This window comes from Idiomarina sp. HB (assembly GCF_048059115.1).
GTDB classification, from domain to species: domain Bacteria; phylum Pseudomonadota; class Gammaproteobacteria; order Enterobacterales; family Alteromonadaceae; genus Idiomarina; species Idiomarina abyssalis.
Genome location: NZ_JAYLVU010000001.1, coordinates 292,429 through 307,844 on the forward strand (window position 1 = coordinate 292,429; position 15,416 = coordinate 307,844).

The following is a 15,416-nucleotide window of genomic DNA, read 5'->3' on the forward strand; positions in this document are numbered from 1 at the left end:
TGGTGTTATAAAAAACTAACCAGTGGTTGTTATGCAAGGCTTAACCGAAAAAACAGAAAGTGAAATCGATAAGGCAAGTGAGAACAGCAGCGAGCATATTCAGGGAGAGCTTGTCTATCTTGTTGCCGAAGATCTTAAATTAGCGGCTTCGCTTTTGTTTCAGACTTACTATGACGATGAATTGTTGCAAAAGATTTTTCGGGCCGATAAGCCGGATTACGAAAAGCGTCTACGAGCCGCAATTCGTGAAGATCTGAATGCGTTTTGGGAAAGTGGACAACCCATTATTGGTATCCGTGACGGCGGCACACTATTAGGTGTCGCCTGTCTCACCCGTCCTGGTAAGAGCTTTGGTCCTGGCCGTTTTTGGCATTGGCGCATTAGTATGCTGCTGACTGCAGGTTTTTTAAGTACCCGACAGGTGCTTGAAAAAGAACGTCTTATTCAGCAAGCGATGCCCGATGTTCCCTACCATATGTTAGCTTTTATTGCCGTAGCGCCGCAGTATCAATCTCAAGGGGTAGGGCATTTATTGGTTGAGGCTGCTAAAACGGTATTTGAAGAAGATCCTGAATCGCAGGGCATTGCAGTCTACGTCACCCGCTCTGATTATCAGGCATTTTTCAAGAAGCGCGGTTACCGTTTGCAGGCCCAGATAGAAGTTGAAAAGCTACCCGGTGAAGTACTCTTTTACCCTAGGCAAGAAGATTAAAGCTAATGAGTTATTCCAGTTTTAAAGAGTTTTACCCTTACTACTTGCAAGAGCACTCTGACAAGCGTTGTCGGATCCTACATTATATTGGCAGCACCCTGGTGTTGGCTGTGTTAGTTTACGCTTTGGTTAGCGCTAACTATTGGTGGTTGCTGGCTTTGCCGGTTATTGGTTATGGATTTGCCTGGCTGGGTCACTTTGTGTTTGAGAAGAATAAGCCAGCCACTTTTCAGTATCCTTTATATAGCTTACTGGGTGACTGGGTTATGTATAAAGATGCCTGGGTTAAATTATTGACCGGGAATTCGAAACGGCGGTAATTCAACACCAACTAAGCGCTGGTTATGAAGAGTCAGTTCTCCTTCATAACGAGTTTCTCCGTCGCTGCTAAACCCCATTTTAAATGTACTTCGCCAGCCCGGTTGGCTTCCTTTAAAAGACCATCGGGTATCCTCACGACGAATATCCAGAAACTGCAAACCTTGTTGTTTACAATAAAAAACCGCGTGTTTCTGCGCGCTTTCCGACTGCTGGCGGTGTTGCCAGAAAACCCATATTGCGGTTGCCAACCCGAGAAAAACAATAACATCAAGTAAGTTCATCAAGCGCTCCGGGTTTGCTGTTTTAATCGGTTTAAAGCTTCGCCAACGGCTTCCGACTGTTTCTGCTGTGCCAATATGGACAGAAGCAGGGGACGTATATCCGGTAAGGCAATAATATCCTGAAATAACGCATCAAACAGGGCGTTATCCAGTGAAGCGATTGCATCTAAATAGCTTAACAAGCTGTGCTCATCGTTAAGTACGGGCCATAATCGGGCGGCGACAACAACCAGTTGGTCAGCGTTTGCATCAGGAATGGTCTCGTTGACGGACTTTTGTACGCGCGGGTGAGCCGCAACGGAAGCTAACGCTCTCAGGCTGTCTGTACAAAGCATTGCATCATTACTCTTAACATACTCAAGTAATGAATCTCGTAGTCGTGGCGTGATGTTTTGCTGTTCAAGGGCAACGGCGAGCGGCTGCCTTACCGCTTTAGGGTAAGTCGAAAAATGTGTTGCTATGGCTTCGCTCAGTTCCGGCAGTTGCTCTAATCGGGCTGCACAGTCGTGCAGGCCTTGTAAGCCAATTTGCTGCCAGTCAATATCAGCTTTTGGGTGTTTTAAATAGGCTTCAGCTGTTTCAAAGTGAATTGAGGGTGACAGTTTTAGCTGACGCTGAACCCGTGCATGCAACGCAGCCCGCTGATGCTCATTCGGAGTGAGTAAATAAGGATTCTGCTGCAGTTGCTTTTGTTGCTCCTCGGTCATCTCACCGGTAATTTCGTGGCCTAATGCGTTAATCACATATTCAAGGTATTGATTACGTGCCGCTAAATTTAAAAGCCCACGCTCATCCAGAGGGAATTGCAAAAACCAGATGAAAGGCTGCTGATCATGCTGTTTATGCTGAAACAATATCGCCAGTTGAGCCTGTCTGGCTATCGGGTAGGGGTAAGGACGTTGTTGGTGCTCAATAGCAGCAAAGTCATCCTGAGACAGTTCAGTAAGGCATCTGCCAATATCAAAAATTTTGTACTCTGCTTGGCCGGCTTGCAAAAACTCACCCAAGGTGGTGATGGTCGGTGCTGACACAGGCGCTCCCTTTTTGCTTGAATTTTAAGGCGTATTAAATCACTATGGCGCCATTATATCGGTTTATACAATGATGTGGTAACGGAGTCTGATATGGAGCAGTATCAGAAAGCCGCTCGATTACTTGATAGAATAGAGCGCGAACTGAACAGTCTTGGCTTATGGCAGTCTCACCAGCCTCCCGTGCAGGCTTTGGAAAGTCAGCAGCCTTTTGCCGTTGATACGCTGGAGTTTCATCAGTGGCTGCAATTTATTATGTTGCCGCGGATGTGGTCTCTGGTCGACAGTCAACGACCTTTGCCTGAGGGCGTCGCGGTTAGTCCAATGGCTGCTCATACCTACCGTAACGAGCTTGAACAATACGAACAACTTATCGCTTTAATCCGTGAGTTTGATGTGCTGCTAAGTGGCACTGACCCTCTGCAGGAAGACGTCTAACGGTGAAGCAGTTAGAACTTGTTTATCAAGACGAACATTTAGCTGTTATTAATAAACCCAGTGGCTTACTGGTTCACCGAAGCCGCATAGCAAGCGGTGCCCGTGAATTTGCTATGCAAATGCTGCGAAACCAATTGGGGCGTCATGTCTACCCTGTGCATCGGCTGGACAGGCCAACGTCAGGGTTACTCATCTTTGCTCTTAGTAGTGATATCGCACGAACTTTGACTGAACAGTTAACCGCTCGTGAGGTAAGAAAAACCTATCATGCGGTCGTCAGAGGTTATGTAGCTGAAAGCGGTACTATTGATTACGCGCTAAAAGAAGAACTGGATAAATTAGCGGACGCTGACGCCGATACCGATAAAGAAAAACAGCCGGCGGTGACGCATTATAAATGTTTAAAGCAGGTTGAATTGCCTTATAAAGTCAGCAAAAAGCACGATACCACGCGTTATTCATTGGTTCAGTTACAACCAGAAACGGGACGTAAGCACCAGTTACGCCGACACATGGCACATATTAGGCATCCCATTGTCGGTGATACAAACCATGGTGATGGACGGCATAATAACTTTTTTCGCGAGCACTTTAATTGCCACCGTTTACTGCTGGCAGCGACTGGACTTAGCTTTAAACATCCGGTCAGTGGCGAGTCCATCAATTTGGAAATACCACTGCCGGATGAGTTTCACCAGCCATTTCTTAAGTAAAAGTTATTCCGCGCTGCGTAGCAGGGCATTGATACCCACTTTGGCACGAGTTTTAGCATCAACCCGCTTAACAATGATGGCAGCGTAAAGGCTGTGCGTTCCGTTTGCAGAAGGCAATGAACCTGGTACAACAACGGAACCTGAAGGTACACGACCGTATAGAATGCGATCATTTTCGCGGTCATAAATGCGTGTGCTCTGGCCAATGTAAACGCCCATTGAAATAACAGCGCCTTCCTCAACAATAACGCCTTCAACAATTTCTGAACGTGCACCAATAAAGCAGTTGTCTTCGATGATGGTCGGGTTGGCTTGCAGTGGCTCTAATACACCACCGATACCCACGCCACCTGAAAGGTGCACATTTTTACCGATTTGTGCGCAGGAGCCGACAGTAGCCCAGGTATCAACCATAGTGCCTTCGCCAACATAGGCTCCAATATTTACGTATGACGGCATAACAACGACATTGCGGCCAATAAAGGCGCCTTTACGGACCATCGCCGGCGGTACAACACGCATGCCTTCGGCACGGAAACGAGCACTGTCATAATCAGCAAATTTAGCCGGAACTTTGTCCCAGAAACGTGTTTCGCCGCCTTCAATTAGGTCATTGTCGTTTAAACGAAACGACAGCAGAACGGCTTTTTTCAGCCATTGGTGAACAACCCACTCGCCCGAAATTTTTTCAGCGACTCGCAACTCACCGCGGTCAATCTCGTCAATGACGTAGCGAACTGCTTCACGCAAGTCGTCATTTTCAGTATGGGCGTTGAGCTGATCACGTTGTTCAAATGCATCGATGATGCGTTGTTTTATGTTTTCCATGATAAGGATTTAAAACTCCAGGTCTTTGATAATTTGTTTTTTTAACGTTTGTTTCTGCTTGTCGTCCAAAGCGGTTTGTTGCTCCGTGGTGACAATGAATAAATCTTCTGCCTGCTCGCCTATGGTGGTAATTTTTGCGGCAAGTAAGGTGACATTTTGTTGCTGTAAAATAGCCGCAAGTTTAGCAATAAGGCCGGGTCTGTCCAGAGTTACTAGCTCAAAGGTTGTGCGACCGTGATGCTTACTTGGTATAAATGTCACTTCTGTGGCGACTGAAAAGTTTTTCATGCGCCGTGACAAGGGGCGTTTTGTACTGGGGACAGGTATGCGTTTATGCAGAACGTCCAGCAATTGTTGTTTGACTTCTTCAATGCGCTGCGGTTCTGTCAATGGCTTGCCGTCCCGTTGCAGCACAACGAAAGTATCCATGACAAAACCGTCACGGGTGGCAAGGATTTGTGCATCCAGAATATTTAACTGCTGGCTATCCAGAACACCGGCAACAGAAGCAAATAAGTGGCTTTCTTCATGATGATAAATAAACAGCTCGGTTGTACCATAGTTGTTTTCATCACCAATTAGAATCAGTGGTAACTGGTCGGTCGGCAAGTTTAATATATGCTGTGAATGCCAGCTGATCTGCTCTGGCGTATGCCGGAAGAAATAATCGGCAGTAAAACGGCCCCACAAAGCGAGAATTTCTGACTTTTCAAACCCGGCACTTAACAGCAAAGCCATTGCATTGGCTTTGTTTTCGTTTATTTTCTGGCGAATATCCAGAGTTGGTTTATTACTGTCTTGTTGCAGCAAATAAGATGTTGCGTTGTATAGCTCTTCCAGCAGGGTTGCCTTCCAGTTATTCCAGAGCGACTGATTGGTTGCGCGAATATCCGCCACCGTAAGACAATAAAGGTAGTCCAGCCGCTCGAGCGTTGAAACCTGATTAGCAAAGTCTTGTATAACCTCAGGATCATGAATGTCACGTTTCTGCGCGGTAACTGACATGGTTAAGTGGTGTCTTACCAGCCAGGCAACCAACTCAGCGTCTTCTTCGTCATAACCATGCTGATGACAGAAGTTGCGCGCGTCCATTTCGCCTAATTCAGAGTGATCACCTCCGCGGCCTTTGGCGATATCATGGAAAATACCCGCCAAATAAAGGCAATAGCGACGATCCATCTGTGCTACCAGCTTTTCGCATAAGGGAAACTGGTCCTGGTAGTCTTCGTCGCTGAAGCGGTATAGGTTTCTCACCAGACGAAAAGTGTGTTCATCAACAGTGTAAGCGTGGAACAGATCAAACTGCATTTGCCCCACAATTTGTTGCCACTGGGATAAATAACTGGCCAATACGCTGTGGTGATGCATAAGTGCAAACGCCAGGCCACAGCCACGGGGATGCTGAATGAGCTGGTTAAACAGGTTTCTGCATTCAGGGTCATGGCTAAGAGGCTCGGTTAACTGAGCGCGCGCGTTTCTGAGTAAACGAATGGTATTTGAATGGATGCCTTTTATCTGTGGGTGTTCGGCAATGCAGACAAAAGCCCGGACAATATTGCAGTGGTCGTCAAATACGTTGTCATGTCGTGCAGTGAGCAACTCATTTGAGACCGCAAAGTCATCGCTAATATGCTCTGCGTGTTGTAAGTCCTGTGTGCCCAGTATGGCCTGATGAAAGAATTGCAGTAACATCTGGTTGAGCTCGCTGACACGAAGAACCACTTTGAAGTAATCTTTCATCATGGTTTCGACGGATGCTTTACCGTCATTGCCATAACCCAGACGAACCGCTACGCCGGGCTGAAAGTCAAATAACAGGCGGTCTTCGCGTTTACCAGCTTCAAGATGGAGGGCAAAGCGGATGCGCCATAACCAGTTCATGCAGTCACGTAGCTCGACGAACTCATCGGCCGTCATATAACCGTATTCAACCAGGTTTTCGTCCGAATGGGTGCGGAAGTGACGCTTAGCAATCCAGCCAACGGTCTGGATGTCACGCAGTCCACCGGGGCTTGATTTGATATTAGGCTCGAGATTATAGGACGTACTGTGATATTGCTGATGTCGTTGTTTTTGCTCATCAAGTTTGGCCTGATAAAAGTCTCGGCTCGACCATGGAAAGTCATTCAATAATTGTTGATGAAATTCGTTATAAAGATCCTCAGAGCCATCAAGGTAACGGCTCTCAATAAGGTTTGTAGCAATAGTAATATCGTTTTCTGATTGACTAAAACATTCGTCGATGGTGCGTACCGAATGGCCAATATCTAAATGAAGATCCCATAAAAAGGTAATAAGCTGACTGAGCTTTTCAGACAACCTGGTTTCAGCGTCTTCGCTCTGGGGGGCAATTAAAATGAGTAAATCGATATCTGAACCCGGATGCAGTGTTTCACGGCCATAACCGCCAACAGCTAATATAGTGGCGGGTTCATTGTTAAGTTTAAACTGTTGCCACAATTGGCAAATGAGCTGATCAAAAAATGTCGAACGGTGATGAACAAGCTCATCAATGTCGGCCGTAACAAAACGCGCCGCAGACCAGTTACGGTAGCTCTCCAGAAGTGTTTTATAGTCTTTAATGCAAGGGGTATGAGTTCTGTCAGGCCAACGGCCATGGAAGTCTTTATCCTGTTCAACATCAGCCATAATACCCCCTGAAGTCAGTTAGTTGTGCTCGATAACTCGCGCTAAGTCAGGTTCGTCATTACGTAATGTGAGAACCTCTACACCGTTATCCGTGACTAATAGAGTGTGCTCCCACTGTGCACTCAGACTGCGATCTTTGGTAAGTACGGTCCAGCCGTCTTTCATCAGTTTCGTGTGGCGCTTGCCAACGTTAACCATAGGCTCGATAGTAAAGCACATTCCGGCTTTTAACTCTTCGCCGGTACCTGCCTGGCCATAATGAAGAATTTGTGGATCCTCATGAAACACGGAGCCAATACCGTGTCCGCAGTATTCGCGGACAATTGAGTAGCCGTGGCTTTCCGCGTGCTTTTGAATAACTTCCGCAAAGTCGCCGAGCTTGATCCCTGGCTTGACCATTTCTATCGCTTTGTAAAGGGACTCCTGGGTCACTTTAATCAAACGTTCTGCCATAATAGTAGGCTTACCTACCACAAACATTTTTGAGGTGTCGCCGTGGTAACCATCAAGCTTTACGGTGACATCAATGTTCATAATATCGCCATCTTTAAGCTTTTTGGGACCAGGAATACCGTGGCAGACACAATGGTTAACAGAGGTGCAAATGGACTTAGGGAACCCATGGTAATTTAACGGAGCAGGGTAAGCGCCATGGTCAGTAATATACTTGTGGCAGATATCGTCCAGCTCTTCTGTGGTTACACCGGGTTTTACGTATTCACCAATCATTTCAAGAACACTAGCGGCAAGCTTGCCTGCAGCGCGCATTTTTTCGATTTCTTCGGGTGTCTTAATTGAGATGGTCATTCTCTTCCTGTCCGTGACTGCTGGAAAAGCCGACAGTTTAACAGCGACTGATAGAATTCGCTATCTTTGAGGCGGGTTAAAACATAAGTTAAGTAACGTTTTTTGTTGTGTAAGTGTGCTCGTTATGGTATAAAACGCACGCTTTTTTGGCCTTATGCCAACAAAGTAAACTTGTATGTAAATGATAATCCACACATACATCGACACATAAGACGGGGTGCTTGTCTAAGAACAAGTCGGCTTATGGGATGTATGGAGGCTTAACCCCCTAAAAAGGAAAAATATTATGGCTAACGTGTCAATGCGTGACATGCTGAAAGCAGGTGTCCATTTCGGTCACCAAACTCGTTTCTGGAATCCAAAAATGAAACCTTACATTTTTGGTGCTCGTAACAAAATTCATATCATTAACCTCGAAAAAACTGTGCCTATGTTCAACGATGCGTTGAGCTACATGCAGCACGTTGCTTCAAACAAAGGTAAAATCCTGTTTGTTGGTACTAAGCGCGCAGCAGCAGAAGCGGTTAAAGAAGCAGCTATTAACTGTGGTCAGTATTATGTAAACCACCGTTGGTTAGGCGGCATGTTGACTAACTGGAAAACAGTTCGTCAATCAATCAAGCGTCTAAAAGACCTTGAAACAATGAGCCAGGACGGAACATTCGACAAACTAACCAAGAAAGAAGCTTTGGTTAACACTCGTGAAATGGAAAAGCTGGAAAAAGGCTTAGGCGGTATCAAAAACATGGGCGGCTTACCAGACGTTCTGTTTGTTATCGATGCTGATCACGAGCACATCTCTATTAAAGAAGCTAATAACCTGGGCATTCCAGTTGTTTCTGTTGTGGATACAAACTCTGACCCTGACGGTGTTGATTACATTGTTCCGGGTAACGATGACGCGATCCGTGCAATTCAATTGTATTTGAACACTGCTGCAGAAGCGGTAAAAGAAGCACGTACAGCGCAAGTTGAAGCAAAAGACTCTGACGATTTCGTCGAAGCAACTGAATAATCGAGGAATAGAATCATGGCAATTACAGCAGCTCTAGTAAAAGAACTGCGCGAGCGCACAGGCGCTGGCATGATGGACTGCAAAAAAGCATTGCAGGAAGTCGACGGTGATATGGAAGCGGCAATTGACCTGATGCGTAAAAGCGGTCAGGCCAAAGCAGCGAAGAAAGCAGGCCGTGTTGCAGCTGAAGGTGTTATTTTAGTTAAGTCTGAAGGCAACCAGGCAACGTTAGTTGAGCTAAACTGCGAAACTGACTTCGTAGCACGTGACGACAGCTTCCTGGCATTTGGCGATAAAGTCATTAACGTTGCATTTGCTAACAAAGAAAATGACGTTGAAGCGTTAAAAGCGACTGACATCGGTGGTCAAACGGTTGAGAAAACTCGTGAAGACTTAGTGGCTAAAATTGGTGAGAACATGAACGTTCGTCGTGTTCAAACTCTTGAAGCTGGCGATGTTGTTGCAACTTACACTCACGGTGCCCGCATCGGTGTTGCAGTTGCTCTTACCGGTGGTGATGAAGACTTGGCTCGTGACTTATGTATGCACGTTGCAGCAAGTAATCCACAGTTTGTTAAGCCTGAAGACGTTGAAGCTGAAGTTGTTGAGAAAGAGCGCTCTATTCAGGTTGATATCGCAATGCAAAGCGGTAAGCCGAAAGAAATCGCTGAAAAGATGGTTGAAGGCCGTATGCGTAAGTTTACCGGTGAAATCAGCCTGACTGGTCAGCCTTTCGTGAAAGACCCATCAATGACTGTTGGTGAGTTACTGAAGAAAGCTGGTGCCGATGTTGTTACTTTCGTTCGCTTTGAAGTGGGTGAAGGTATTGAACGTAAAGAAGAAGATTTTGCTTCTGAAGTTCAGGCACAAGTGGCGGCAGCGAGCAAAGGCTAACAGCGTGGTCTCGACCAGCCCCATGAAATAGAAAATTATAAACCGCGTCTTGAGCGTTCAGGACGCGGTTTTTTTTAAACTAAAGGAAAGAGTAGAGGCAATGATGAGCACCCATCCGAAACCCAGTTATCGACGCATATTGTTAAAACTCAGTGGTGAAGCCCTTATGGGGGACGAACCATTTGGCATTGATGCTAAAGTGCTTGATCGTATGGCACAGGAAATTAAGGAATTAGTTGAACTTGGGGTTCAGGTAGGCTTAGTCATTGGTGGTGGTAACTTATTCCGTGGAGAAGGTTTAGCCAAAGCTGGTATGAATCGTGTTGTGGGCGACCATATGGGTATGTTGGCAACAGTGATGAATGGTCTGGCAATGCGTGACGCTCTGCATCGTGCTTTTGTTAACGCGCGCTTAATGTCAGCTATTGAATTAACGGGTGTTTGTGACAGCTATAACTGGGCAGAAGCTATTAGTTTATTAAAGTCAGGTCGGGTGGTGATTTTCTCTGCCGGAACTGGCAACCCTTTCTTTACGACAGACTCAGCGGCGTGTTTACGCGGAATTGAAATTGAAGCTGAAGTTGTTCTTAAAGGAACGAAAGTTGATGGGGTTTATTCGGATGATCCTGTGGGTAATCCGGATGCAACCTTGTATAAGCATATTAATTACGATGATATACTGGAAAAACAGTTAAAAGTAATGGATTTAGCGGCATTCACTCTGGCGCGAGACCACGCTTTGCCTATCCGGGTGTTTAATATGAATAAGCCGGGTGCTTTACGAGCCGTGATTATGGGTGAAGAAGAAGGTACACTAATTAGTAAAGACGCAGAGTAATCGCCGCTATTGAATAGAAGGGTATAAGACAGTGATAAAAGAAATTATAGAAGACGCTAAAGATCGCATGGAAAAAAGTGTTGAGTCATTGCGTAGTCAAATGTCGAAAGTACGCACCGGACGAGCTCACCCCAGCATTTTAGATAGTGTTATGGTGAACTATTACGGTACTGACACGCCGCTGAAACAGTTGGCTAATATCACCACCGAGGACTCCAGAACTTTAGCGTTGACCGTATTTGACAAGTCGGCTTCAGCTGCGGTTGAAAAGGCAATTATTAACTCGGACTTGGGGTTAAATCCGGCATCAGCCGGAGCTGTTATTCGCATTCCTTTGCCACCATTGACTGAAGAGCGTCGTCGCGACCTGGTTAAAATTGTGCGCGCGGAAGCAGAGCAGGGGCGAGTGGCGGTACGCAATATTCGTCGTGACGCGAACAGCGATATTAAAGACCTTCTGAAAGAAAAAGAAATTACTGAAGATGAAGAACGTAGTGCTGAAGATGAGATTCAAAAACTGACGGATAAATACGTCAAGCAAATTGATGAATCGTTGAAAGCAAAAGAAGAGGACTTGATGGAAATTTAACCATCAAACCTTACCTACGTTGGTCTATGACGCCGTGTCAGGTATACTCGCACGGCGTTTTTTAATGTTTACGGCAGATTGAATGAAAGAATTACCGTCAATAGAGCAGTTAGTTCCCCGACACGTTGCCATTATCATGGACGGCAATGGTCGTTGGGCGAAACAACGCGGTAAAATACGAACTTTTGGGCATAAGGCCGGAGCAGAAGCTGTGCGCAGAGCGGTCGCTTTTGCTCGCCGTAACGGTATAGAGTCTCTGACTTTATTTGCTTTTAGTAGCGAAAATTGGAAGCGTCCCGCTACTGAAGTATCGGTACTGATGGAGTTGTTTATGTCAGTATTGAAAAGCGAAGTAAAAAAGTTAGACGATAATGATATTCGCTTGCGCATTATTGGCGATAAAGGTGCTTTCTCAAAGCGTTTACAAAAGCGAATACAAGAAGCCGAAGAAAAGACTCAGAATAATAGTGGGCTAAATTTAAATATCGCTGCAAACTATGGTGGTCAATGGGATATCACTCAAGCCAGTCGTAAGTTGGCTGATAAAGTGAAAACCGGCGAGATCGAGCCTTCAGAAATTACCGAAGAGGCAATATCCGGTGAACTTATGATGGCCGATCAGCCATTACCGGATTTACTCATCCGAACGGGGGGTGAGCGTCGTATTAGTAATTTTCTATTATGGCAGTTGGCTTATGCAGAGTTGTATTTTACTTCAACATTGTGGCCAGACTTTGACGATGCCATTTTTGCTAAAGCAATAACGGATTTTGCTCAACGTGAACGTCGCTTCGGTTTAACCAGCGAACAATTGACCGTGCTTATGCAAGGCATAGAAACTCGGATAGAGGAATAACACTTGCTAAAACAACGTATTATTACAGCATTATTGCTGGTTCCAGTGGCACTATACGGGGTTTTTATGCTGCCGCTTTGGGGCTTTTCTCTGTTCATTCAGGCGGTTTTAATGCTGGGTGCCTGGGAATGGTCTCCTTTAATGGGCGTGCGTCGTACATCAGCGCGTATTGCTTATACTCTGTTTGTTGGAGCTATAATTGGTGTGCTTTCATGGCTGGCACCGTATGAACACTTATGGCGCGATGGCGAGCTTTCTAAACTGATTTATTACACTATCCTTGCCGGTGGCATCTGGTGGGTCGTAGCTTTGGCAATGATAGTTAATTACCCCTCAAGCCGCCGTATGTGGTCGCGAACCCGCGCCATTGTTGGTGTTTTTGGGTTGCTGATTTTTATTCCTACATGGGCTGCATTAGTCACGGTCCGCTCTATCGATATTGATGAGTCACGCTTCTTTGGTGGCTGGGTTGTTCTGTTTATTCTTCTTTTAGTCTGGGCTGCCGATGTCGGTGCGTATTTTGCCGGCGTTCGTTATGGGCGCAACAAAATGATGCCAGCCGTAAGTCCGGGCAAAACGATGGAAGGTTTATGTGGCGGGGTAACTCTGGCTTTTGTGGTGATGATGGTTGTGGCGCACTGGACTAAAGTGCCCGCTGATCAATTTACCGGTTATTACTTAACCGGGTTGTTTACTGTAGTGGCGTCGGTATTCGGAGATTTAAACGAAAGTATGTTTAAACGCAGTGCCGGAGTAAAAGACAGCGGATCAATTTTACCGGGGCATGGGGGAATTCTTGACCGTATTGACAGTCTTACAGCTGCAGTGCCTATTTTCACCTTAGCTTATCTGGAGTTTTTGCATTAAACCTATGCGTCGAATTACGGTTTTGGGAGCAACAGGCTCCATTGGTCAAAACACTCTGGATGTTGTTGCACGACACCCGGAAGACTTCGAGGTTTTTGCGCTAACCGCTCACAGCCAGGTTCAGGTTATGGCTGAGCTGTGTTTGAAGCACCATCCACAATACGCCGTTATGGGCTCTCAAAGCAGTGCGTCAGAGCTCAAAGAACTTTTAGGCACTCAGGTATCAACACAGGTAACCTACGGCGAAAAAGCTTTAGCAGAAGTTAGTGCCGCAGGCGACGTCAATATTGTTATGGCAGCGATAGTTGGCGCTGCAGGACTTGTCCCGACATTAGCTGCTATTGATGCGGGTAAAGATGTCTTGCTGGCCAACAAAGAAGCCCTGGTAATGAGCGGTCAATTGTTTATTGACCACGCACAACGTTCTGGCGCTCGAATAATACCAGTAGACAGCGAACACAATGCTATTTTCCAGTGCTTACCCCAGGCTGCCCAGCAGTTGGTTGGCACTATGTCTTTAGCAGAGCATGGTATTCAGCATCTGTTATTAACTGGCTCCGGTGGCCCGTTTCGGGATATACCACTTGAAGAGCTATCGAAACAAACTCCAGGGGCGGCATGTAACCATCCCAACTGGTCTATGGGACGAAAGATATCTGTCGATTCGGCCACTATGCTTAATAAAGGACTGGAATATATTGAAGCCCGCTGGTTATTCAATTGCTCACGTGAACAGTTGAAAGTGGTGATTCACCCTCAAAGTGTTATCCATTCTATGGTCCAGTACACCGATGGCTCGGTTCTGGCGCAAATGGGGGAGCCTGATATGCGCACCCCAATTGCCCATTCACTGGGGTATCCTGAGCGATTAGAAAGCGGTGTATCCAATCTGGATTTTACTCAAATTGGACAGTTAACGTTTAAACAACCAGAGTCAGCTCGTTATCCCTGTCTGCAGCTTGCAATAGAAGCGTGTTGGGCAGGGCAGTGGGCAACGACAGCCTTAAATGCTGCCAATGAAATAGCCGTTGATGCGTTTTTGCAGGAACAGGTGGGCTTTACCGATATCGCTAAAGTCTGTGATTCCGTATTACAGTCGGTAACAACTCATGAGGCTGATAGCATCGAGACGCTATTAGCTATCGATAAAAAAGCGCGTTTAGCAGCTAAACAATGGTTGCAGGAGTACGCACAGTGATAGACGCAATTTGGTATTTCTTTTCGTTTGTTGTCACATTGGGAATTTTGGTTGCGTTTCACGAGTTCGGGCATTTTTGGGTTGCTCGACGCTGTGGCGTTAAGGTAATAACCTTTTCTGTTGGTTTTGGTCGCGCTATTTGGAAGCGTACCGGAAAAGACGGTACGGTCTATCAACTAGGTGTTATCCCTCTTGGCGGTTATGTTCGAATGCTGGATGAACGCATTGATGATGTTACCGAAGAAGAGCGAGATGTAAGCTTTAATGCACAGTCGGTTTATAAACGTTTTGCCATAGTAGCGGCGGGTCCTGTTGCTAACTTTGTCCTTGCGGTAGCGGTGCTATGGCTCATGTTCGGTATTGGTGTGCCGACGGTAAAGCCTGTTATTGGTGATATCAAAGAAAACTCCATTGCTGCAAAAGCAGATCTGGAAAGAGGCAGTGAAATTTTGTCAGTCGACGATGTAGAAGCTTATGACTGGCAACAAGTGCAGCTGGGCTTAATGTCCGCTATTGGCGATGACGAGACGATAATAACGTTAAGAACGCCGGCGGGAAGTGAAGTTCAGCGCAGGCTGGACTTGACCGGCTGGCGGTTTGATCCTGAGACAGAGTCGACCTTTGGAAGTTTAGGTATTGAGGTTTATCAGCCTGAAGTTTACACCGAGCTTAGTCAGGTTGAAGCAGACTCACCAGCTGATGCGAGCGGCCTTAAAGCGGGCGACACTATTATTTCTATTGACGGTGAGCAAGTCGATAGCTGGGAAAAAATACGTGAGATTATTGCTCAGTCGGCTGGGCAGAGTCTCTTGTTTACGGTTGAAAGAAATAGCGTTGAGCAGGAAGTTTCTGTTCAAATAGGGGAACGGGAAAGTCAAAATGGTGTCATAGGCTACCTTGGCGTAGTTCCGGTGACTGAACCGTTACCTGATAATTATGTTTTCAACCATCAATACGGGTTTTTCGGGGGCTTAGCGAAAGGCGCAGAAAAAACTTGGGAGTTGATGGTTGTTAGCGTGAAAATGATAGGTAAACTGCTGACCGGAGATGTTTCTGTAAAGAACCTGGCAGGGCCTTTAAGTATTGCTGAAGGTGCTGGTGTTAGCGCTAGTAACGGGTTCGTCTATTTTTTAAGTTTTTTGGCATTATTAAGTGTCAATTTAGGGATAATAAATTTATTACCTTTACCGGTATTAGACGGCGGTCATTTAGTGTTTTACAGCATTGAATGGGTTCGTGGTAAGCCGGTATCCGAAAGAGTGCAAGACGTTTGCTATAGGATTGGTGGGGTGCTGGTATTCGCGTTGATGGCGTTAGCAATATCAAATGACATCGCCCGTTTCGCATTCTGAGTCACGAATTAACAAAAAAGTAGCTAG

General features: G+C 46.0%; 17 protein-coding genes. 12 read left to right on the forward strand and 5 right to left on the reverse strand.

Translation table 11 applies throughout. From position 1 onward, the window contains the following. The first annotated feature begins 31 nt into the window (after positions 1 to 31). Together VBY75_RS01475 and VBY75_RS01480 are read left to right on the forward strand one after the other, a co-directional pair. Positions 32 to 712, forward strand: coding sequence for a GNAT family N-acetyltransferase (locus VBY75_RS01475; protein ID WP_222235466.1), 681 nt, complete (start codon positions 32 to 34; stop codon positions 710 to 712). A 5-nt stretch (positions 713 to 717) separates the two neighbouring features. Further along, positions 718 to 1,032 (forward strand): DUF962 domain-containing protein, encoded by a 315-nt coding sequence (locus VBY75_RS01480; RefSeq protein ID WP_054488181.1) that lies wholly within the window; start codon positions 718 to 720, stop codon positions 1,030 to 1,032. On the opposite strand, the gene VBY75_RS01485 is transcribed toward VBY75_RS01480, so the two are convergent. Next, positions 1,003 to 1,314 carry a DUF3301 domain-containing protein gene (locus VBY75_RS01485; RefSeq protein ID WP_054488180.1) on the reverse strand — a complete coding sequence of 104 codons (312 nt, stop codon included), beginning with the start codon at positions 1,312 to 1,314 and terminating at the stop codon, positions 1,003 to 1,005. The two genes, VBY75_RS01480 and VBY75_RS01485, sit on opposite strands and share 30 nt — an antisense overlap. Then, positions 1,314 to 2,345, reverse strand: coding sequence for a DUF3549 family protein (locus VBY75_RS01490; RefSeq protein ID WP_416510715.1), 1,032 nt, complete (start codon positions 2,343 to 2,345; stop codon positions 1,314 to 1,316). Before VBY75_RS01490 ends, VBY75_RS01485 begins: the two co-directional genes overlap by 1 nt. 93 nt (positions 2,346 to 2,438) lie before the next feature. Between VBY75_RS01490 and VBY75_RS01495 the strand changes: the two genes are divergently transcribed. Then, a complete protein-coding gene (locus VBY75_RS01495; protein WP_054488177.1) occupies positions 2,439 to 2,783 on the forward strand; it encodes a YqcC family protein in 345 nt (114 codons plus the stop codon). 2 nt (positions 2,784 to 2,785) lie between these two features. Next, positions 2,786 to 3,496: a tRNA pseudouridine(65) synthase TruC gene (truC, locus tag VBY75_RS01500; protein ID WP_054488176.1), complete on the forward strand. Its 711-nt coding sequence runs from the start codon at positions 2,786 to 2,788 to the stop codon at positions 3,494 to 3,496. 3 nt (positions 3,497 to 3,499) lie between these two features. Here truC and dapD read toward each other — a convergent pair whose 3' ends face one another. The 3 genes from dapD to map are packed head-to-tail and all read right to left on the reverse strand — an operon-like array spanning position 3,500 to position 7,780. Then, complete coding sequence (gene dapD, locus VBY75_RS01505; protein ID WP_054488173.1) at positions 3,500 to 4,324, reverse strand: 2,3,4,5-tetrahydropyridine-2,6-dicarboxylate N-succinyltransferase; 825 nt, start codon at positions 4,322 to 4,324, stop codon at positions 3,500 to 3,502. Between the two features lie 9 nt (positions 4,325 to 4,333). Beyond that, positions 4,334 to 6,973 carry a [protein-PII] uridylyltransferase gene (glnD, locus tag VBY75_RS01510; RefSeq protein WP_278354622.1) on the reverse strand — a complete coding sequence of 880 codons (2,640 nt, stop codon included), beginning with the start codon at positions 6,971 to 6,973 and terminating at the stop codon, positions 4,334 to 4,336. 18 nt (positions 6,974 to 6,991) lie between these two features. Continuing rightward, positions 6,992 to 7,780 (reverse strand): type I methionyl aminopeptidase, encoded by a 789-nt coding sequence (map, locus tag VBY75_RS01515; protein ID WP_054488170.1) that lies wholly within the window; start codon positions 7,778 to 7,780, stop codon positions 6,992 to 6,994. A 286-nt stretch (positions 7,781 to 8,066) separates the two neighbouring features. Here map and rpsB point away from each other — a divergent pair, with 286 nt between their 5' ends. The 8 genes from rpsB (at position 8,067) to rseP (ending at position 15,389) form a co-directional block, all read left to right on the forward strand. Then, positions 8,067 to 8,795 carry a 30S ribosomal protein S2 gene (rpsB, locus tag VBY75_RS01520; RefSeq protein ID WP_054488169.1) on the forward strand — a complete coding sequence of 243 codons (729 nt, stop codon included), beginning with the start codon at positions 8,067 to 8,069 and terminating at the stop codon, positions 8,793 to 8,795. Between the two features lie 15 nt (positions 8,796 to 8,810). Next, a complete protein-coding gene (gene tsf, locus VBY75_RS01525) occupies positions 8,811 to 9,689 on the forward strand; it encodes a translation elongation factor Ts (protein WP_416510720.1) in 879 nt (292 codons plus the stop codon). 103 nt (positions 9,690 to 9,792) lie between these two features. Further along, on the forward strand, positions 9,793 to 10,527 hold the full coding sequence (pyrH, locus tag VBY75_RS01530; RefSeq protein ID WP_222237006.1) for a UMP kinase: 735 nt from the start codon (positions 9,793 to 9,795) through the stop codon (positions 10,525 to 10,527). Between the two features lie 31 nt (positions 10,528 to 10,558). Then, positions 10,559 to 11,116, forward strand: coding sequence for a ribosome recycling factor (gene frr / locus VBY75_RS01535; protein WP_054488165.1), 558 nt, complete (start codon positions 10,559 to 10,561; stop codon positions 11,114 to 11,116). Positions 11,117 to 11,198: 82 nt separating this feature from the next. After that, positions 11,199 to 11,972 carry a polyprenyl diphosphate synthase gene (gene uppS / locus VBY75_RS01540; RefSeq protein WP_199494885.1) on the forward strand — a complete coding sequence of 258 codons (774 nt, stop codon included), beginning with the start codon at positions 11,199 to 11,201 and terminating at the stop codon, positions 11,970 to 11,972. Between the two features lie 3 nt (positions 11,973 to 11,975). Further along, positions 11,976 to 12,839 (forward strand): phosphatidate cytidylyltransferase, encoded by an 864-nt coding sequence (locus VBY75_RS01545; protein WP_222235461.1) that lies wholly within the window; start codon positions 11,976 to 11,978, stop codon positions 12,837 to 12,839. Positions 12,840 to 12,843: 4 nt separating this feature from the next. Further along, positions 12,844 to 14,037 (forward strand): 1-deoxy-D-xylulose-5-phosphate reductoisomerase, encoded by a 1,194-nt coding sequence (gene ispC, locus VBY75_RS01550; protein WP_271331286.1) that lies wholly within the window; start codon positions 12,844 to 12,846, stop codon positions 14,035 to 14,037. Next, positions 14,034 to 15,389 (forward strand): sigma E protease regulator RseP, encoded by a 1,356-nt coding sequence (gene rseP, locus VBY75_RS01555; RefSeq protein ID WP_273021985.1) that lies wholly within the window; start codon positions 14,034 to 14,036, stop codon positions 15,387 to 15,389. The genes ispC and rseP overlap by 4 nt, the downstream gene beginning before the upstream one ends. Positions 15,390 to 15,416: the final 27 nt, after the last annotated feature.